This is a genomic window from Nonomuraea muscovyensis, from assembly GCF_014207745.1.
GTDB lineage: Bacteria > Actinomycetota > Actinomycetes > Streptosporangiales > Streptosporangiaceae > Nonomuraea > Nonomuraea muscovyensis.
This window is the reverse complement of sequence record NZ_JACHJB010000002.1, coordinates 3062731-3080548: the sequence shown is the minus strand read 5'-3', so window position 1 is coordinate 3080548 and position 17818 is coordinate 3062731. Positions and strand designations below refer to the sequence as shown.

20 protein-coding genes are annotated in these 17818 nt (G+C 71.7%); 7 read left to right on the top strand and 13 right to left on the bottom strand.

The genetic code is table 11. From position 1 onward, the window contains the following. Positions 1–33 precede the first annotated feature (33 nt). Positions 34–1476, bottom strand: coding sequence for a serine/threonine-protein kinase (locus FHU36_RS30960; protein WP_185087278.1), 1443 nt, complete (start codon positions 1474–1476; stop codon positions 34–36). Between the two features lie 200 nt (positions 1477–1676). Further along, positions 1677–4238, bottom strand: a complete 2562-nt coding sequence (pepN, locus tag FHU36_RS30955; protein ID WP_185087277.1) for an aminopeptidase N — start codon at positions 4236–4238, stop codon at positions 1677–1679. 89 nt (positions 4239–4327) lie between these two features. On the opposite strand from pepN, the gene FHU36_RS30950 reads away from it, so the two are divergent. After that, positions 4328–4948 carry a mycothiol-dependent nitroreductase Rv2466c family protein gene (locus tag FHU36_RS30950; protein ID WP_185087276.1) on the top strand — a complete coding sequence of 207 codons (621 nt, stop codon included), beginning with the start codon at positions 4328–4330 and terminating at the stop codon, positions 4946–4948. 173 nt (positions 4949–5121) lie between these two features. Further along, entirely contained in the window at positions 5122–6525 is a 1404-nt protein-coding gene (locus FHU36_RS30945) for an aldehyde dehydrogenase family protein (protein ID WP_185087275.1), read from the top strand. Positions 6526–6582: 57 nt separating this feature from the next. On the opposite strand, the gene FHU36_RS30940 is transcribed toward FHU36_RS30945, so the two are convergent. From FHU36_RS30940 to def, 3 genes are all read right to left on the bottom strand, one after another. Continuing rightward, positions 6583–6945, bottom strand: a complete 363-nt coding sequence (locus FHU36_RS30940) for a hypothetical protein (protein ID WP_185087274.1) — start codon at positions 6943–6945, stop codon at positions 6583–6585. Between the two features lie 166 nt (positions 6946–7111). Further along, positions 7112–7840, bottom strand: coding sequence for an SDR family oxidoreductase (locus tag FHU36_RS30935; protein WP_185087273.1), 729 nt, complete (start codon positions 7838–7840; stop codon positions 7112–7114). 9 nt (positions 7841–7849) lie between these two features. Beyond that, the gene (gene def / locus FHU36_RS30930; protein ID WP_185087272.1) at positions 7850–8335 is read right to left on the bottom strand and encodes a peptide deformylase; all 486 of its coding nucleotides are present in this window, start codon (positions 8333–8335) and stop codon (positions 7850–7852) included. Between the two features lie 107 nt (positions 8336–8442). Between def and FHU36_RS30925 the strand changes: the two genes are divergently transcribed. Continuing rightward, positions 8443–8913, top strand: a complete 471-nt coding sequence (locus tag FHU36_RS30925) for a ribose-5-phosphate isomerase (protein ID WP_185087271.1) — start codon at positions 8443–8445, stop codon at positions 8911–8913. 21 nt (positions 8914–8934) lie between these two features. On the opposite strand, the gene FHU36_RS30920 is transcribed toward FHU36_RS30925, so the two are convergent. Next, complete coding sequence (locus FHU36_RS30920; protein ID WP_185087270.1) at positions 8935–9084, bottom strand: hypothetical protein; 150 nt, start codon at positions 9082–9084, stop codon at positions 8935–8937. A gap of 159 nt (positions 9085–9243) precedes the next feature. Then, positions 9244–10473: a GNAT family N-acetyltransferase gene (locus FHU36_RS30915; RefSeq protein WP_185087269.1), complete on the bottom strand. Its 1230-nt coding sequence runs from the start codon at positions 10471–10473 to the stop codon at positions 9244–9246. A 117-nt stretch (positions 10474–10590) separates the two neighbouring features. Between FHU36_RS30915 and FHU36_RS30910 the strand changes: the two genes are divergently transcribed. Beyond that, positions 10591–11706 (top strand): PP2C family protein-serine/threonine phosphatase, encoded by a 1116-nt coding sequence (locus tag FHU36_RS30910; protein ID WP_185087268.1) that lies wholly within the window; start codon positions 10591–10593, stop codon positions 11704–11706. A gap of 259 nt (positions 11707–11965) precedes the next feature. Here FHU36_RS30910 and FHU36_RS30905 read toward each other — a convergent pair whose 3' ends face one another. After that, positions 11966–12589 carry a response regulator transcription factor gene (locus tag FHU36_RS30905; protein ID WP_246502613.1) on the bottom strand — a complete coding sequence of 208 codons (624 nt, stop codon included), beginning with the start codon at positions 12587–12589 and terminating at the stop codon, positions 11966–11968. A 96-nt stretch (positions 12590–12685) separates the two neighbouring features. Between FHU36_RS30905 and FHU36_RS30900 the strand changes: the two genes are divergently transcribed. Both FHU36_RS30900 and FHU36_RS30895 read left to right on the top strand, forming a co-directional pair. Then, positions 12686–14032, top strand: a complete 1347-nt coding sequence (locus tag FHU36_RS30900; protein ID WP_312891929.1) for a M50 family metallopeptidase — start codon at positions 12686–12688, stop codon at positions 14030–14032. A gap of 27 nt (positions 14033–14059) precedes the next feature. Beyond that, positions 14060–14413 (top strand): MmcQ/YjbR family DNA-binding protein, encoded by a 354-nt coding sequence (locus FHU36_RS30895; RefSeq protein ID WP_185087266.1) that lies wholly within the window; start codon positions 14060–14062, stop codon positions 14411–14413. Between the two features lie 76 nt (positions 14414–14489). On the opposite strand, the gene FHU36_RS30890 is transcribed toward FHU36_RS30895, so the two are convergent. From FHU36_RS30890 to FHU36_RS30880, 3 genes are all read right to left on the bottom strand, one after another. Then, positions 14490–14852 (bottom strand): arsenate reductase family protein, encoded by a 363-nt coding sequence (locus FHU36_RS30890; protein WP_185087265.1) that lies wholly within the window; start codon positions 14850–14852, stop codon positions 14490–14492. A 214-nt stretch (positions 14853–15066) separates the two neighbouring features. Continuing rightward, a complete protein-coding gene (locus tag FHU36_RS30885) occupies positions 15067–15417 on the bottom strand; it encodes a DoxX family protein (RefSeq protein WP_185087264.1) in 351 nt (116 codons plus the stop codon). A 138-nt stretch (positions 15418–15555) separates the two neighbouring features. Beyond that, a complete protein-coding gene (locus tag FHU36_RS30880; RefSeq protein WP_185087773.1) occupies positions 15556–15843 on the bottom strand; it encodes a hypothetical protein in 288 nt (95 codons plus the stop codon). On the opposite strand from FHU36_RS30880, the gene FHU36_RS45035 reads away from it, so the two are divergent. Continuing rightward, a complete protein-coding gene (locus tag FHU36_RS45035; protein ID WP_185087263.1) occupies positions 15790–16290 on the top strand; it encodes an MmyB family transcriptional regulator in 501 nt (166 codons plus the stop codon). The two genes, FHU36_RS30880 and FHU36_RS45035, sit on opposite strands and share 54 nt — an antisense overlap. A gap of 119 nt (positions 16291–16409) precedes the next feature. Here FHU36_RS45035 and FHU36_RS30870 read toward each other — a convergent pair whose 3' ends face one another. After that, the gene (locus FHU36_RS30870) at positions 16410–17228 is read right to left on the bottom strand and encodes a DUF2716 domain-containing protein (RefSeq protein ID WP_185087262.1); all 819 of its coding nucleotides are present in this window, start codon (positions 17226–17228) and stop codon (positions 16410–16412) included. Then, positions 17203–17727, bottom strand: a complete 525-nt coding sequence (locus tag FHU36_RS30865) for a hypothetical protein (RefSeq protein ID WP_185087261.1) — start codon at positions 17725–17727, stop codon at positions 17203–17205. Before FHU36_RS30865 ends, FHU36_RS30870 begins: the two co-directional genes overlap by 26 nt. Positions 17728–17818: the final 91 nt, after the last annotated feature.

Here is a 17818-nt window from a genome sequence, read left to right as displayed (position 1 = left end):
ATGCACGCGGCGGCGGGCGGTCCGGAGTGACCGTCAGGGGCAGGGCGCCCTGACGCACTGGATGTCGCCCGGCTCCGCGGTCACACTGGGCTCCGGCTCGGCCGTCGGCTCCTGCGGGCCGGGGCCGGTGGGCTCCTGGCTGGGCTCGGGCTCCTTGGTGGGGCTCTGCGTCGGCGTCGTGGACGGCTCGGTGGCCGACGGGGTCGGCGTCGGGGTGGCGCTGGCGGACGGGGTGGCCGTCGCCGTGGCGCTCGGCCGCGGGGCGGTCGTGGAGGTGCGCGGCGGCGGGGCCGACTGCTTGATCGCGGTGGTGGGCGGCTCGGCGACCGGGGCGGCCTCGCTCGTCGCCACGGACGGCGTGACGGGCAGGACCGGGTCGGCGGCGCTCTCGGGACGCAACCAGATCGAACCGGCGACGGCCGAGGTGACGGCGACGGCGGCGGCCACCGCCAGCAGCGCGCTGCGCGCGCGACGCCGAGGGGAGACCGGCGCGGTGGCGTGCGGGTCGGGCGCCGGCGGCGGGGTGGGCAGCGTGCCGGGCTCGGCGGCGGACGCGGTCGCCCCCGTGCCGGACGTGGTCTCCCGCGCGAGCGGGGCGCCGGCGGACGCCTGGGCGAGCGGGGTGCCGGGCAGCACGTCGGGCGGCGTGTCCGGCGCGGTCATGGCCTGCCGGGCGGCGGCACCCATCGCGACGGCCGACGGCCAGCGCCTGCCCGGCTCCTTCGCCAGCGCCCTGGCGACCACCTCGCGCGGCCCCGCCGGCACCTCGGCGGGCAGCGGCGGCACGTCGGCGTGCAGGTGCTTGAAGATGATCTGCACGGGGGTCTCGCCCTGGAAGGGCAGGTGCCCGGCCAGGCACTCGAAGGCGACCACGCCGAGGGCGTAGACGTCGGCAGAGGGCGTCACCTCGCTGGCCGTGGCCAGCTCGGGAGCGCAGTAGCCGGCCGAGCAGAGCATCGCGCCGGTGGCGGTGAGCTGGCCCGCCGACGCGGAGTGGGCGATGCCGAAGTCGGTGAGGGCGACCCGGCCGTCGGACCTGATGAGCAGGTTGGCCGGCTTGACGTCGCGGTGCACGATGCCCTGCTCGTGCGCGGCCGACAGCGCGTCGGCCACCTCGGCGACCAGGCGCATGGTGGCGGCCGGGTCGAGCGGCCGGCGGCGCAGCACCCGGTCGAGCGACTCGCCCTCGACGAACTCCATCACCAGGAAGCTCACCCGGCGACCGCCGACCTCGCACGCGCCGTAGTCGTAGACGTCGACCACGCCGGGATGCCGGAGCGTGGCCATGGCCCTGGCCTCGTTCTGGAACCGCTGGGCGAACGTCGGGTCCTCCGCCAGCGCGGGCGTCATGACCTTGACGGCCACGGCGCGACCGAGCACGGTGTCGTCGGCCCGCCACACCTCGCCCATGCCGCCGCCGCCGACGCGGCTGGTCAGCACGTAGCGGTCATTGAGGGTGGCACCGGGGGCGAGCACGTCTTCGAGGCTAACACCGGGGGAGCGATGCGATCGCCGAATCGCAGAGCACGTCGCGCCCGCGCCACGGGACTCTCACCGCAGGTCAGCAAGCCTGGCCGGATCGGCTGCCCGGACGCCGGGACCCCGGCCGCCTGGGGCGGGCCGGGGTCTCGGGTGGTGCGGGCCGGGCGGGACCGCGCGACAGGGCCAGGAGTGGGCTAGGAGGCGTCCTTGGCCCGGTTGCGCAGGGCGCGGCTGACGCCGTCGGCGCCTTCGAGGATCAGCCGGCGCAGCGCCTGCGGCGGCTGCTCCTCCGCGAGGTGGCGCTCGGCCGCCGCCACCGTCTCCGGCTCGATGAGCAGCGACGGGAACAAGCCCACAGCGAACGTGCTGGCCTGGTCGAACGTCCACTCCTTGTAGATCCGCCCGACCTCGGCGAAGTACGTGTCGCGGTACGGCGCCAGCAGCTCGGTGTGGTGCGGGTCCTGGAAGCCCGTGATCGTGGTGCGCGCGATGTGGTTGGCCAGCTTGCCGCTGACGATGCGCTCCCACGCCGCCGCCTTCGCCTCGGCCGTCGGCACGGCCGCACGGCACAGCGCCGCCGACCGCTCACCGGTGGCCGTCGGGTCGCGGCGCAGCTCGGCCTCGATGTCGGCCTCGCCCAGCACCCCGCCCGAGACGAGCGCGTGCGTCAGGGTCCAGCGCAGATCGGCGTCCACGGTCAGCCCCTCGGGCACCGCCGAGCCGTCCAGGATGCCCTGGAGCAGCGCCAGGTCGTCGCCGGAGATGGCCACGGGCGCGAACGCCTGCAGGAACGCGAGCTGGTGGTCGGAACCGGGCTCGGCCGCCGCCAGCCAGGAGCGCAGCTCGGCGGCCAGCAGCGCCAGGCCCTCCGGCCGCCATGCCGGGTCCGCGTACTGCTGCACGGCCTGGCGGGCCTGCCGCAGGACCGCCTGCAGGACCGTGATGTCCTTGACCGTGCCCGCGCCGGAGACGACCAGCCTGACGTAGTCGCGGGTGGGCAGTTCGCCGTCGCGCGTCATGTCCCACGCCGCCGACCAGCACAGGGCGCGCGGCAGCGACTCGGTGAACGCGGCGATGCCGCCGTCGACCAGCGTGCGCAGCGACCGCTCGTCCAGGCGGATCTTGGCGTACGTCAGGTCGTCGTCGTTGACCAGCACCAGGTCCGGCTGCTCGACGCCGACCAGCTCGGGCACGGCCGTCCGGGCGCCCACCACGTCCAGCTCGACCCGCTGGGTGCGGGTCAGCTCGCCGTCGACCAGCGTGTAGAGGCCGATGGCGACCCGGTGCGAGCGCAGCGTCGGGTAGTCGGCCGGAGCCTCCTGCAACACCTCGAAGCTCTCGAATCGGCCGTCGGCCGACACCTCGAACGACGGGCGCAGCGTGTTGACCCAGGCCGTCTCCAGCCACTCCTTCGACCACGAGGACAGGTCGCGGCCCGAGGTGCGCTCCAGCGCGGAGAGCAGGTCCTTCAGCTCGGTGTTGCCCCAGGCGTGCTCGCCGAAGTAGTCGCGCACCCCGGCCAGGAAGTTGTCGAGGCCGACGTAGGCGACGAGCTGCTTGAGCACCGAGGCGCCCTTGGCGTAGGTGATGCCGTCGAAGTTGACCTCGACCGCCTGCATGTCGGGGATGTCGGCGGCGATCGGGTGGGTGGAGGGGAGCTGGTCCTGGCGGTAGGCCCACGCCTTCTCCACGTTCGCGAACGTGGTCCACGCGCCCTTGCCCCAGCGGGTCGCCTCCGCCTGGGCGAGCACCGACATGTAGGTGGCGAACGACTCGTTCAGCCACAGGTCGTCCCACCAGCGCATGGTGACCAGGTCGCCGAACCACATGTGCGCCATCTCGTGCAGGATCGTCTCGGCCCGCCGCTCGACCACGGCGTCCGTGACGCGCGAGCGGAAGACGTAGTCCTCCAGGAAGGTGACGCAGCCCGCGTTCTCCATCGCGCCCGCGTTGAATTCCGGCACGAAGAGCTGATCGTACTTGCCGAACGGGTAGCGGACCCCGAACACCTTGTGGAAGAAGTCGAAGCCCTGCCGGGTGACCTCGAAGATGTTGTCCGCGTCGAGGTGCTCGGCCAGCGAGGCGCGGCAGTAGAGGCCCAGCGGGATGCCGTCGTGCTCCGAGGTCACCTTGTGGTACGGCCCCGCCACCAGCGCCGTGATGTACGTGGACATGACCGGCGTGGCCGGGAACTCCCACCGCCTGGCGGCCTGCGCCGCCCCGTGCCTGCCGCCCTCCTCGGCCAGCTCCGTCACCGCGGCCGGCGCGGCGTTGGAGACGACCTCCCAGTCGGCCGGGGCCAGCACGGTGAGCTGGAAGGTGGCCTTGAGGTCGGGCTGGTCGAAGCAGGCGTACATGCGGTGGGCGTCGGCCGTCTCGAACTGGCTGTGCAGGTAGACCTTCTGGTCCACCGGGTCGACGAAACGGTGCAGGCCCTCGCCGGTGCGCATGTAGGCGCAGTCGGCGTCGATTCGCAGCTCGTTGGACCCGGCCAGCGAGGGCAGGGGGAAGCGGCCCTGCTCGGCGTCGTAGGCCGAGACGTCGAGGTCCTCGCCGTTGAGCGTCACCTTGCGGACCTTGGCGCCGTGCAGGTCGATGAAGGTGGACGCCCCCGGTCGCGTGCTGCTGAACCGGACGGTGGTGAGGCTCTCGAAGCGTTCCTCGCCGTCCGTCAGGTCGAGGGCGACCTCGTACGCCTCGACTCTCAGCAGCCGGGCACGCTCGCGAGCCTCGTCCCGGGTCAGATTGCCTGCCAAGTTGTGCTCCTTTTCACCACTTCGTCGGGGTAGTCGGTATCCTGTCACGCTTGGAATAGGACACGGACCCACCCAGGTTATGACCCCACATGACTGTGAAGACTCCTGTCGATCTGTGGTTCGATCCTTTCTGCCCCTTCGCATGGGCGACGTCACGGTGGCTTCTCGAAGTGGAGAAGGTCCGGCCCATCGAGCCCCGCTGGCGTCTGATGAGCCTCCACATGCTCAACGAGGGCAAGGACGTCCCCGCCGATTACCTGCAGCGGATCGCCCGGGCACAGGAGCTGGTCAGGGTCGTCGCCGCCGCCCAGCAGAAGTACGGTGACCAGGTCACCGGCGCCCTCTACACCGAGCTCGGCACCCGCCTGCACAACGAGCGCAGGGGCAAGCGCCTGGACCTGCTGCGCCAGACCGCCGAGGAGGCCCTGGAGGCCGCCGGCCTCGACCGCAAGCTCGCCGACGCCATGGAGTCCGAGGAGTACGAGGACGCCATCCGCGCCTCCCACGACGAGGGCATGGCCCTGGTCGGCCAGGAGGTCGGCACCCCCGTCATCCGGGTCGGCTCCAACGCCTTCTTCGGCCCCGTCATCACCCGCATCCCCCGCGGCGAGGAGGCCGGCCGCCTGTGGGACGGCGTCCTGCTCGTCACCGCCTTCGAGGACTTCTTCGAGCTCAAGCGCTCCCGTACCCGCGAGGTCCGCTTCGACTGACCCCGGTCCGCCCAACCAATGTGGGCAACTCATCCCCTTACCGGGCGCATGACCGTACAGTGCTGCAAAGTGTGTCGCTGGCGACGGTGGGTCAGCGAAGATGCGGATGTTGACACCGTGAGTCATGCGCCTGGCTCTCGCATTGTCGAGGCGGGCGCGCGAGGATGGGGGCCATGCGCAGGTTGTACATCGGCGGTACGTGGACCGCCTCGGTCTCCGGCGAGGCGATCGACGTCGTCAACCCGGCCACGGAGGAGATCATCGACAGGGTGCCCGCCGGCGCCCCCGACGACGTGGAGGCCGCAGTCCTGGCGGCGCGAAGAGCCTTCCCCTCCTGGTCCGCCACCGATCCGGCCGAACGCGCCAAACTCCTGGCCGCCGCCGCCTCCCTCATCGAGCAGCGCGCCGACGACATCGCCGCCACGATCGCGACCGACATGGGCGCGCCGCTCGGGTTCGCGCGCAAGGTGCAGACGCTGATGCCCGCCGGGGTGCTCGCCTCCTACGCCCGGCTCGCCGAGAGCCACCCGCGTGAGACGCGGATCGGCAACTCCCTCGTCGTCAAGGAGCCCGTCGGCGTCGTTGCGGCGATCACGCCCTGGAACTACCCGCTGCACCAGATCGTCTGCAAGGTGGCCCCGGCGCTGGCCGCCGGCTGCACGGTCGTACTCAAGCCGAGCGAGGTCGCGCCGCTCGCCGCGTACGCGCTGGCCGACATCCTGCACGAGGTCGGCCTGCCGCCCGGCGTCTTCAACCTCGTCAGCGGGCGCGGCCCGGTCGTCGGCGAGGCCATGGCCGCCCACCCGGAGGTCGACATGGTCTCCTTCACCGGCTCCACGGCGGCCGGGCGCCGGGTCGCCTCGCTCGCCGTCGAGACCGTCAAGCGGGTCGCGCTCGAACTCGGCGGCAAGTCGGCCAACATCATCCTGCCCGACGCCGACCTGCCCGCCGCGGTCAAGGCCGGTGTCGCCAACTGCTTCGCCAACGCCGGCCAGACCTGCTCGGCGTGGACCCGCATGCTCGTCCACCGCGACCTGTACGACGAGGCCGTCCGGCTGGCCGTCGAGGCGACCCGCGCCTACACCGTCGGCGACCCGTTCGACGAGACCACGCGTGTCGGCCCGCTCGTCTCCGCCGCCCAGCGCGACCGCGTCGTCCGCTACATCAACCGGGGCCAGGAGGAGGGCGCCCGCCTGGTGGCCGGCGGCACCGAACGCCCTCACGAGCGCGGCTACTACGTCGAGCCCACCGTCTTCGCCGGCGTGGAGCCCGGCATGGCGATCGAGCAGGACGAGATCTTCGGCCCGGTCCTCGTGATCGTCCCCTACACCAGCGAGGACCAGGCGGTCCGCATCGCCGACGGCACCCGCTACGGCCTGTCGGGCGCCGTCTGGGCCGCCACCGACGAACGCGCCCTCGCCGTCGCCCGCCGCCTCCGCACCGGCCAGGTGATGATCAACGGGGGCCGCTTCAACCCGCTGGCGCCCTTCGGCGGCTACAAGCAGTCCGGCGTGGGCCGCGAGCTGGGCGAGCACGGCCTGGAGGAGTATCTGGAGACCAAGTCGCTCCAGCTCTGACCCCCGGCATGGGGCCGGCCCCGGCCGACGCGCGACCGGGGCCGGATCCGCCGGCCGTCAGTCGGCGCAGATGGCGAAGACGCTGATGCCGACGTCGTTGTAGCCGTCCTGGCGGCCGATGCCGATCCAGCCGCGCCCGTCGTCGGTGGGGAACGACCCGACCAGGATCGCCCTGTTGCCACGGGCCTCCGCGCCGCCGCCGAGGACCTTCTTGGTGCCGGGGCAGTAGAGCGTGCGGCGCTGGAAGTTGCCGACGTTCGCGTTGGGCAGGGTGACGAGCTGGTAGCCGGGAGGAAGGGCCGAATGGCGGGCGACCGCCGTGACGGGAGCGGGCCTCTCGCTCGCCGCGGCGGTCGCCGTCAGGCACGCCCCCGCCGCGAGCACGGTCAGGGGGATGGCCAGGAACCTCTTCGACTGCATCGTTCTCCTTCTGTCCTGCCCCCGTGGCGCGCGACACCCGCGCAGCACGCGAATGCGGTGGTGAGGTGAGCGCTGGGGGCAAAGGGGCTGACACGATGAGTATCCGTGCGGTGACGCAGCGTGTCCATGCGTATCTGTGTTCGGACAGGCCCCGGCTCGGGCCGGATCAGAGGATCATGCCGCCGGTGGCGAGGATGTTCTGGCCGGTGATCCAGCGCCCGTCCGGCCCGGCCAGGAACGCGATCACGGACGCGATGTCGTCCGGTCGCCCGATCCGGCCCAGCGCCGTGAAGGCCGGCACCTGCGCCAGCGCCTCCGGCGAGTTGCCGGCGTGCAGCATGTCGGTGTCCGTCGCGCCGGGCGAGACGGTGTTGGCGGTGATGCCGCGCCCGCCCAGCTCCCGCGCCGCCACCTTGACGAACTGCTCGGCCGCGGCCTTGCTGGCCGCGTACAGGCCGACGCCGGGAGCGGCGATCGCGGTGTTGAGGGTGGAGACGTTGATGATCCGGCCGCCGTCGCGCATCACCCCGGCGGCCCAGCGGACGGCCAGGAACATCGCCCGCGCGTTGACCGCGAACACCTGCTCGTAGGTCTCCTCGGACGCCTCGGCGATGAGACCCCTGCCGACCTCCGCCGCGTTCATGACGACGATGTCGATGCCGGGCAGCCGCTTCTCGGCCTCGCCGAACAGCCGCTCCAGGTCCTCCTTGCGCGCCTGGTCGGCCCGTACGGGCAGCGCGCCCGTCTCCTCGGCCACCCGCCCGGCCCGTTCGGCGTCGGCGCGGTAGCTGAACGCCACGTCGGCCCCGTCCGCGACCAGTCGTTCGACGACGGCCCTGCCGATGCCTCGGGAGCCACCCGTGACCAGTGCGCCCTTGCCGGAAAGCACGCTCATGCGATCAATCTACGCCTTGAGCATGATCTTGCGAGCCTCGTTCTTGGGCAGCCGGTCGAGGTAGAGCTTGCCGTCGAGGTGGTCGGTCTCGTGCTGGAAGCAGCGCGCCAGCGAGCCGCGCGCCCTGACCCGCAGGGGTCGGCCGAGCCGGTCGAGGCCCTCGACGGTCACGCCGGCCGCGCGGGCGACGGGCGCGTACTGGGGCCGGCCGGTCTCCCGGTCGGGCACCGACAGGCAGCCCTCCTCGTCCAGGATCTCCTCGGGGTCGTCCACGGTCAGCACCGGATTGACCATGTGCCCCTTGCGCCCGCTGATGTCGTAGACGAACAGCCGCCGCGAGACGCCGATCTGCGGGCCGGCCAGGCCCACGCCGTTCACCGCGTACATGGCCTCGAACATCTCGTCGATGAGGCGGCGCAGTTCCTTGTCGAACCCCTCGACGGGCTCGGCGGGGGTGCGCAGGACCGGGTCGCCGATCGCACGGATCTCTCGCATGGCAGCTTCTACTCCCGTAAGGACTGGCCGTGGTCAGGAGTCCTTACTGTAGCGAGCGCGCGCCCGCCTCCGAACCCTCGGCGCCGGGCTGTGGAAGACTGAGCCACGTGCGTGTCTACATCGGTGCCGACCATGCCGGCCATGAGCTGAAGAACCACCTGGTGTCCTGGCTGAAGGACCACGGCCACGAGGTGACCGACTGCGGTCCCTTCGTCTACGACGCCGAGGACGACTATCCGGCGTTCTGCCTGCGCGCGGCCGAGGGCGTCGCCGGCGACCCCGGCAGCCTGGGCGTGGTCATCGGCGGCTCCGGCAACGGCGAGCAGATCGCCGCCAACAAGGTGCGCGGCATCCGCGCCGCCCTGGCCTGGAGCGAGGAGACCGCCCGGCTCGCCCGCGAGCACAACAACGCCAACGTGGTCAGCGTCGGCGCCCGGATGCACTCCACCGAGGACGCGACGAGGTTCGTCGAGGTCTTCCTGGCCACGGCGTTCTCCGGGGCCGAGCGGCACAGCCGGCGCATCGCCCAGGTCGCGGCCTACGAGACGATCGGCCAGCTCCCCTCGCTGCCCGGATAGGCCCGGTGCCGACCGCCCCGGTCAGGAGGGGCGGCGCCTGGGCTCGCGCCGTGGCATCTCGTCGCGCAGCGGCCGCCTGTCGGCGGCCTCCTGCTGCTCCTTCGACGGCCTCGACACGTCGCGCGCCCGCATCGCGGTGATCGCCGTGATCTGCAAACTCTGCAACGCCATGCCTGAGAGCCTACGTCCGGACGCGCGGGCCCACAGGAGATCCGTGGGCCCGGCCGCCGGAACGCAGGCCCGGCCGGAACGCCGCCCCGGCTGGGACGCCGGCCGGGGCAGAGCGTCAGCCAGGCGAGATGTCAGCCCGGGTGACAACGTCAGCCCGGTTCAGAACGTCAGCCCGGCCCACGGCTTGGGGTCCCAGGCCATGGCCGCGGCCAGCGACCGGACCGTGCCCGGAGTGTGCTCGCGCACCAGCCCCGCGCCGAGCTGGGCCGCCAGCAGGCCGTCGCCCAGGTAGGCCGAGCCGAGGGCGGTGACCGGCAGCGACACGTCGGGCTCGTCGTCCACCGGCTTGCACTCGGCACCCGTCGCGTCGGCGCTGAGCCGCCACCGGCGGGCGTTCCACGGGCACACCGCGTCCTCGACCCCGATCACCACGTCCACGGGCGCCGAGTAGGCGCGGGCGGCCAGCGCCCGGTCCACCTCGACCAGACGGACCCACAGCTCGTCGTACCAGCCGGCGCGCAACTGGCGCGGGTCGGCCAGCAGCGCCACGATCGGGTCGTCCACCGGCCTGCTCACCGCGTGCACCTGTGACACCAGGTCGCGGTCGAGCACGCTGCGCCACAGCAACGCGTACGCGGCGGGATCGACGGCCTCCAGCTCGCGCAGGCTCAGCTCTCCGTCAGGCACCCCGTTGGCGTCCCAGGACGGCTTGATCCGGAACAACGCGTAGCCGCGCACGCCCCCGTCGTCCTCGGCGACGACCGAACGCAGCGCGCCCGCCCCCTGCTGGTCGGCCTCGCCGTCGGCCAGCACGTCGTCCCAGAACGACGCCTTGCGCAGGTAGCGCCCCGGCCGCAGGCCCGCGACGGCGGCGAAGACCTGCTCGTAGTCGCCGCGAGCCTCGGCGGGCTTGACCACGCGCAGCCGCAGCGACGGGTCGTGCGGGGCGCCCGCCACGAACTCCGTGCCCTGGGTCCGCATGCGGAACGACAGGTTCGCCGACGCCCTGCCGTACCCGTACCGGCCGTAGATCACGGCCTCGGAGGCGTACAGGGCGGCGACGCTCTCGCCGCGCTCGCGCACGTCGGCGAGCTGCCTGCGCATCAGCGAGGACAGGATGCCGCGCCTGCGGTGCGACGGCAGCACGCTGACCGCCGTCACGCCCGCGACCGGCAGCGCCCCGCCGGGCACCGTCATGGAGAGGCTGAAGACGGAGGTGACACCCGCGATCGTGTCGCCGTCGAACGCCGCGAGCGTGCGGTCGAACTCCGTGCCCGCCTTCCACCGCGCGTCCTGGGACGGGTGGGGGGTCATGCCGAAGCCCTCTTCGAGCACCCCGGCGAAGGCGGGCCACTCTGCCTCACGGATCGGGCGGATGGGATACGTCATCCGTCCACGGTAGGAGAGGGCAAAGAGGGACGGCCACCGAATATCCGTCCTTAATGATCAAGGCGTTGGTCAAGTGGGATGCCCAAACGCGGGCCAGACCGATACAGTCGGCGCATCATGACTTCCCGTCCGGCGCCGCCGATCCCGCCACGGCTCCGCGCGTTCCTCGTGCGAGTGCCGCTGCTGGTGCCCGCCGTGCGGCTGCTGCGCAGGGGGCTCCTGGCCAGCGACCGCAACCTCACGGTGACACTGATCATAGTCACCCTTCTGGTCGGCGCGCTCGCCGCGCGGGTGTCCACCGAGTGGTTCTCGCCCTCCCTGCTCATCCTCATCACGCTCGTGGGCGGCCTCCAGCTCCGGCTGACCAGCCTGGCCAAGCTGCTCACGGCGGTCGCCGTCGCGCTCGGCTACGTCGCCTTCACCCTGGGGCCCCGGGGCATCGGTGTCGGGCTCATGGTGACGATCGGGTTCACCACCGTGCTGGCGTTCCTCATGGCGCGCACCCGGGGCAAGCTCGGCGTGCAGGGGCTGCGCGGCGACGCCATGCTGCTGGAGCTGCGCGACCGGCTGAAGAACCAGGGCGAGCTGCCCCCGCTGCCCAAGGACTGGGGCGCCAAGGTGGTGCTCAAGCAGGCGGGCGGCTCCTCCTTCGGCGGCGACTTCCTGGTGTCACTGCGCGACGGCGACCGGATGGACGTCGCCCTGGTCGACGTCTCCGGCAAGGGCGTCGACGCCGGCACGAGGGCGTTGCTGCTGTCGGGCACGTTCGGCGGGCTGCTCGGCTCCGTCGACGACTTCCTGCCGGCCTGCAACGCCTACCTGCACCGCCAGCGCGGCGACGAGGGGTTCGTCACCGCCGTGCACGTCCGGCTCGACCTGGCGACCGGCGACTACACGATCACCTCGGCCGGTCACCCGCCCGTGGTGAAGTTCGACGCGGGCACCGGGAGCTGGCAGGTCGCCTCCGCCAAGGGCGTCGTCCTCGGCGTCGTGCCCGACCTGCACTGCGAGCCCGAGCGCGGCACCCTGCGCAAGGGCGACGCGCTGCTCCTCTACACCGACGGGCTGATCGAGCAGCCGGGCCGCGACATCGACGCCGGGCTCGACCGGCTGCTCGGCGAGGCGGAGCGGCTGCTGCCGTCGGGGTTCCGCGACGGGGCGCGGGCCCTGGTCAACGCGATGGCCTCCGGCCACAACGACGACTGCGCGCTGGTGCTCGTCTGGCGCCCCTGACCCGTGTCGTTCGTCACGGGTCAGGGCGTGTGCCGCTCACCCCCGAATGGTGCGCGACGTCACTGGCCCGCCCCTCCGGCCGCTGGGATGCTCATGGTGCTCGCCCATGACCCGAGCCCCGGAAGAGGCGGCGCGGCTCCTTCCGGGGCCCGGCTCGTACGGCTGTCGAGGCCCCGTCCGGCCGGCCAATCACAGCCGGCCAATCACAGCCGGCCAGTCAAAGGCGGCCAGTCAAAGGCGGCCGGTCAAAGGCGGCCGGTCACAGCCAGCCGGAGTCGCTGGCGATGCGGACGGCGTCGATGCGGTTGCGCGCCCCGGTCTTGCACATGATGCGCGACAGGTGGTTGCGCACGGTGCCGACCGACAGGAAGAGCTGGTCGGCGATCTCCGCCGACCGGGCGCCCCCGGCCGCGATGCGCAACACGTCGAGCTCGCGCCGCGTCAGCGGGTTGACCGCCGCCTGCAGGGCGGCGACCGCCAGCTCGGCGTCGACCGCGCGGCGGCCCGCGGCCACCCGGCGCAGGCCGTCGGCGAGCTGCTCCGGCGCCACGTCGAGGCTCATGAAGCCGAGCGCGTGCGCTGCCAGCGCCCGGCGCACCTGCCCGGGGGTGGGCTGCGCCGACAGGATCAGCGCCCGGCAGGCCGGCGCCTGCTCGCGCAGCCGTGACACCGCCGGCACCCCGCCCGCGCCGGGCAGGTCGAGATCGACGACCGCGGTGTCGGCGCCGCAGGTCAGCGCCGCGCTGACGAGGTCGTCGGCATGCCCCACCTCGCCGACGACACGCAGGTCGGGCTCCGCGTCGAGGGAGGCCACGAGGCCCCGCCGGACGAGCGGCAGGTGCTCGGCGACCAGGATCCGGATCAAGGCGTTCCCTTCCCTCATGCCCCAGGGTGATCGTATGATCGCGTACTGTCAACGCAGTCTGTCGATTCCGCAAAGCGGGCGCAAGCCGTTCAGGTGGGGAGAGTTCGACTAGTCTTGAGGGCTGTCGGGACCTTTTCCGCCTACCTGGAGCACGCCTACATGGACTGGCTGTACGTCGCGGGGATCGGCATCTTCTTCATCGGATTGATGGCCTCCATCGCGCTGCACGAGCTGGGTCACCTGGTGCCGGCCAAGCGCTTCGGCATCCGCGTGCCGCAGTACATGGTGGGCTTCGGCCCCACCGCGTGGTCCTTCCGCCGCGGCGAGACCGAATACGGCATCAAGTGGATCCCGCTCGGCGGCTACATCCGCATGATCGGCATGCTGCCGCCACGCCCGGGCGACGACCCGACGAAGCTGCGCGGCTCCTCGACCGGCCCGTTCCAGGGGCTCATCGACTCCGCCCGGCAGGCCGCGCTCGAAGAGGTGCGGCCGGGCGACGAGGACCGCGTTTTCTACCGCAAGAAGTGGTGGCAGAAGGTCATCGTGATGGCCGGTGGCCCGCTGATGAACTTCGTGCTGGCGTTCGTGTTCTTCTCGATCCTGCTGGTCGGCATCGGTCTGCCCGCGAGCGCCCCGATCGTCTCCCCGCAGACCAACACGTGCGTGATCCCGGTCACCGAGAAGCGCGCCGACTGCCGGCCCGGCGACCAGCCGACGCCGGCGGCCAACGCCGGGCTGAAGCCCGGCGACCGGCTCGTCTCGTTCGGCGGCCAGAAGATCGCGACCTGGGACGACGCCACCCGGCTGATCCGTTCCCACGGCGCCGGGCCGGTGCAGATCGGCATCGTCCGCGACGGCAAGCCCATGACGCTGCAGGCCACCCTCATCGCGCAGGACCGGCCGCGGCTCGACGACCCGAAGCGGACCGAGAACGTCGGCTTCCTCGGCGTCATGCCGACGGAGGTCATGCAGAAGCAGAGCATGGGCCAGGTGGTCGGCTACATGGGCGAGCTGACCGGCCGGGTGGCCATGTCGCTGGTCCGGCTGCCGGAGAAGATGGTCGGCGTCTGGAACGCCGCCTTCTCGGGCGCCGACCGCGACCCCGAGGGCCCGGTGGGCGTGGTGGGCGCGGGCCGCATGGGCGGCGAGATCCTCGCCTCCGACCTCTCCGCCGAGAAGAAGATCGCCATCTTCGTCAACCTGCTGGCCGGGTTCAACCTGGCCATCGGCATGTTCAACCTCATCCCGCTGCTGCCGCTCGACGGCGGTCACATCGCCGGCGGCCTCTGGGAGGGCATCAAGCGGGGATACGCCAAGGTCCTGCGTCGTCCCGAGCCCGCCCACGTCGACATCGCCAAGGTGCTGCCGGTGACGTACGCGCTGGCCATCATGATGATCATCATGGCCGGGTTGTTGCTGTACGCCGACCTGTTCAACCCGCTGAGGCTCACCGGCTGACGGGTCGCTCGCGTAGGGTCCTGAACCATGGACGACCCTCTCGACGCGCTGCGCGGGATCTGCCTGGCCCTCCCCGAGACGACCGAACGGCTCAGCCACGGTGAGCCGACCTGGTTCGTCAGGGACAAGAAGGTGTTCGTCATGTTCGCCGACCACCACCACGACGACCGGCTGGCCTTCTGGTGCGCCGCCCCGCCCGGGGTCCAGGCTGAGCTGGTGGCCGAGGACCCGGACCGCTTCTTCCGCCCGCCGTACGTGGGGCATCGCGGCTGGCTCGGCGTCTACCTGGACGTCGAGGTGGACTGGGCTGAGATCACCGAGATCGTCGCGGACGCCTACCGCGTGATCGCCCCCAAGTCCCTGGCCGCCCGCCTGCCCTGACGCCCACCGGGGCGCGACGGCCGGGCGGGCGTGACGGCCGGGGGCGTACCCCCCGCCACCACACGCGGCAGGGCGCCTACCGGCGTGGGAGCAGCGACCGGACCGCGTCCTCGCTCCGGCCGACGACGGCCTGCCCGTCGTCGGCGGTGATGATCGGGCGCTGGATGAGAACCGGATGGGCGGCCAGCGCCCCGATCCAGCGCTCACGGCTCTCGGGAGTGCGGGGCCAGCCGGAAAGGCCCAGGTCGCCGGCGACGGGCTCACCCGTACGGGTGATGTCCCACGGCTCGAGCCCCAGCCTGGCCAGCACGTCGCGGAGCTCCTGCTCACCGGGCGGATCGTCGAGGTAGCGGCGGACCGTGTAGTCGGCGCTCTCCGCGTCCAGGACGGACAGCGCCGAACGGCACTTGGAGCAGTCGGGGTTGATCCAGATCTCCATGCGGCCTTCCTTCGGAGCCTCGGCGGCGACGGTTTCCGGGAAGAGCACGATACGGGATCCCGCGCGGGGAGCGGGCTGACGCGGGCGTCGACGGACACCCTCCAGCGCCACCCCTCTCACGCAGAACACCCCCTCGCGTCAGGCACGAGAGGGTGTCCGGCAACAGGACGTGGTGGCGGAGAGTCCTTCAGGGTGTGTGAATGGCGCCGCACCATCACATGGAGGCGATGGCGAGCAGCAGCGGGGCGGTCGACACCCCGACCAGCACTGTGGGTATCACGGTTCCCTTGACGTCTTTGGCCCGTAGGTGCGTGATCACCGCGCCGACGAAGTAGAGCACGACGCCGGCCGCGGCCGCGATGCCGAGAGGACGGTAGAAGATCCCGGCCAGCAGCCCGAGCGCGCCGGCGATCTTCAAGACGGCCAGGAGCGGGAACCAGCTCAGCGGCACCCCGAGTTCGGTCATGGTTGTCGTCACCCCCTTCTCCTTGGCCAGCAGAAGACTCCCGGAAGCCAGCAGGAGCAGTGCCATCAGGGCGGCGACGACGACGTAGGCGATGAACATGGATCTCTCCGGGAGAAGTGTGGAGGGGAGGGAGGAGACTGGGAGCCATCGCGATCTGTACATCTCCGGGATGGCGTGGTGGAGTTGCTGCCGCAAGCGTGGCCTGCGGGGCGGGTCACCCGGACTGAGCGCCCGGGATCAGGCGATCACCTCCCCGACCCGGCAAGTGACGCTCCGGTCCCCACCGCGCGGACGGGCGCTCCCGGCGATGACGGCGGTGGGGATCGCGGAGCTCGTCGTCTCAGAAGTCATGTCCACAACTCTGGCCAGACGGACGAGGCCCAGGAAGGCCGGGCTGAGGATGGCACCGGCAGGGCCACGCTGAGCCTGACCCGGCTCGAACAGGGCCGCGACCGCCAGCCCACCACGCAAGTGCTCGCCGTCCTCGCCGACGCGCTGCGCCTGTCCGCCGACGAACGGCTGCACCTGGGCCTGCTCACCAGGGCGACCGGCGGCGCGCTGTCGTTCCTCTGCCCGAGCACACAGCCCGCCCGCGTGTCTACCGATCCCCGAGCCCGATTGCGTTCCTGGACTGGGATCAGGCCGCCGATCAGCAGATCGCCATGCTCAAGCTGGAGTCCTCCCGTGCGCCGGCCCGCTCATCGCCGAGTTCGCCCGCGAGCCGGCCGTCACCGGCGGGGCGCTGTTCACGGACCGGATGCGGGCCCAGCCCGGCCTGCCCGGCGCACCGGAGTCGAGCGGTGGAACCATCCCGCGGCAGGCGAGCTGCGGCTGGCCTTCGAGACGCTGGAGCTCCCCGACGCCGACGAGCAGCGCCTGCTGGTCCATCTCCCCGCCGACGAAGCCGCGTCTGCCGCACTCGACCAGCTCACCGGCCGCCACCCCGGCGCGCTACGCGAGGTCGCCGGCTGACATCTCAAGCTCCGCAGGGCGGCGAGTGGACCATTCAGTGGCGGAGAGTCTTTCCAGAGGGTGGATGGCAGCCATCAGGATCGGGCTCGGTCCGGCTGCACCCACCGGGCGGCATGTTGTCAGGGACCGAAGCTCCACACGTTGCCGACCGGGCGCCCGCCGCGTCGCAGGACGGTGCCGAGAAGCTCGGTGAGTTCCTCGTCCACGTGCGTGAGGAGCTCCTGGCCGAAGACGCACAAGGAGGCTTCCCACCAGTTGCCGAACGTCCCCATCCGGAGGTCTTCGGTGACTTGGATGACGTGTTCATCGACGAGGTAGGCGTAACTGGTCCAGCGTGGCTGCCCTGGTCCGCCGACGCGGGTCGGGTCTATGCGAGAGCCACTGACGTACCACTTGAGGCGGTAGAGCCGGTCGCCGGGCCGCGCGCTGGCGCGTAGTCCGCGCTCGATGATCGTCTCCACCTCGGCCAGCAGCGGATCGTCCGGATGTTCGACGGCGTCGAGATGCCAGGTAGCGGAAGCTGGAGGTTCGGTGATCCCCCGAGCGGCGGTCTCGTAGGTCACCTCGAACCGGGTCTCGAACCGCTTCCAGATCTTGTCGTGCTCGGGGTCTGACAGGAGCTGCTTTGCGGGACGGTCCCGTGCCGGCTCACCGGCGGGCGCCCAGCGGTAGGTGCTCACCTGGGCGATCGCATGGAAGCCCGTCGCAGCGTAGGCAGGGACCAGCGAGCCAGGTGCCTCCGCGACGAGATGTCGCGGCGTACGGTGTCGGAACACCTGCCGGACACCGCGCCATTCCGCCCAGGCGGCCGCGGCTTGGAGCAGTTCGCGGCGGGGGCCGGTGATTCCGCCAATGGCTGCGAAGTCGGTGCCGCCCACGCGTTCGATCCAGACGGCGTCCAGGATTCGCCCGTCATACTCCAGCAGCAGGATCTCCATCTCCGATCCTGTCCCGCGGGGCTGTCCCGTCGGCCTCCAACTCCGAGAGCGGCCGTCGCTGCTCGGGCACGACCGCGGCCCTACGGCGCAGCCGCTCACGTTCCCCGGGGAGATGGGGCCGTATGCGCATGCCCGGCGGGAGGTCTTCGGGTGACGGGACCTTCGCGATGTCGGCCATCAGAAGAGTGCGCTCCGGCCCCGGGACGAAGCCTGCGGCTCGCAGCGATTCGCCGAGCAGTGGGGCGTCGTGAGAGTAGACCTTCCACTCGACCGGCTCACAGCGTGCCGCGAAGAGCTCCTGCTGCCGTCGGATCAATCCCGCCAGGTCGTCGCGGAGAGCGGCATGGTGGACGGTTGCGTGGGTGCCGTAGTGGGTTCGTACCAGTGGTCCATCCCGCTCGACGACAGCTCCCCACGGTAACTCCAGCGGCACCAGAGCCCGCAATTGGCTCTCGTAAGCATCAAGCAGCGTCTCAGCCACTCTCGTCACGTCGTCCATCCTCATCAGCTCTCGACCAGGGCAGATGCTGAGCTTCGATGATTCCATCCGACTGTCGGAGAATGCGACGTCGGTCCTGCCGGCGACATGA

Excerpts from the sequence above, each read along its gene's own strand:
- FHU36_RS30950 (WP_185087276.1), top strand. The coding sequence starts at position 4,328 with ATGACTGTGAAGACTCCTGTCGATCTGTGGTTCGATCCTTTCTGCCCC.
- FHU36_RS30945 (WP_185087275.1), top strand. The coding sequence starts at position 5,122 with ATGCGCAGGTTGTACATCGGCGGTACGTGGACCGCCTCGGTCTCCGGC.
- FHU36_RS30940 (WP_185087274.1), bottom strand. The coding sequence starts at position 6,945 with ATGCAGTCGAAGAGGTTCCTGGCCATCCCCCTGACCGTGCTCGCGGCG.
- FHU36_RS30935 (WP_185087273.1), bottom strand. The coding sequence starts at position 7,840 with ATGAGCGTGCTTTCCGGCAAGGGCGCACTGGTCACGGGTGGCTCCCGA.
- def (WP_185087272.1), bottom strand. The coding sequence starts at position 8,335 with ATGCGAGAGATCCGTGCGATCGGCGACCCGGTCCTGCGCACCCCCGCC.
- FHU36_RS30920 (WP_185087270.1), bottom strand. The coding sequence starts at position 9,084 with ATGGCGTTGCAGAGTTTGCAGATCACGGCGATCACCGCGATGCGGGCG.
- FHU36_RS30915 (WP_185087269.1), bottom strand. The coding sequence starts at position 10,473 with ATGACGTATCCCATCCGCCCGATCCGTGAGGCAGAGTGGCCCGCCTTC.
- FHU36_RS30910 (WP_185087268.1), top strand. The coding sequence starts at position 10,591 with ATGACTTCCCGTCCGGCGCCGCCGATCCCGCCACGGCTCCGCGCGTTC.
- FHU36_RS30905 (WP_246502613.1), bottom strand. The coding sequence starts at position 12,589 with ATGAGGGAAGGGAACGCCTTGATCCGGATCCTGGTCGCCGAGCACCTG.
- FHU36_RS30895 (WP_185087266.1), top strand. The coding sequence starts at position 14,060 with ATGGACGACCCTCTCGACGCGCTGCGCGGGATCTGCCTGGCCCTCCCC.
- FHU36_RS30890 (WP_185087265.1), bottom strand. The coding sequence starts at position 14,852 with ATGGAGATCTGGATCAACCCCGACTGCTCCAAGTGCCGTTCGGCGCTG.
- FHU36_RS30885 (WP_185087264.1), bottom strand. The coding sequence starts at position 15,417 with ATGTTCATCGCCTACGTCGTCGTCGCCGCCCTGATGGCACTGCTCCTG.
- FHU36_RS30870 (WP_185087262.1), bottom strand. The coding sequence starts at position 17,228 with ATGGAGATCCTGCTGCTGGAGTATGACGGGCGAATCCTGGACGCCGTC.
- FHU36_RS30865 (WP_185087261.1), bottom strand. The coding sequence starts at position 17,727 with ATGGACGACGTGACGAGAGTGGCTGAGACGCTGCTTGATGCTTACGAG.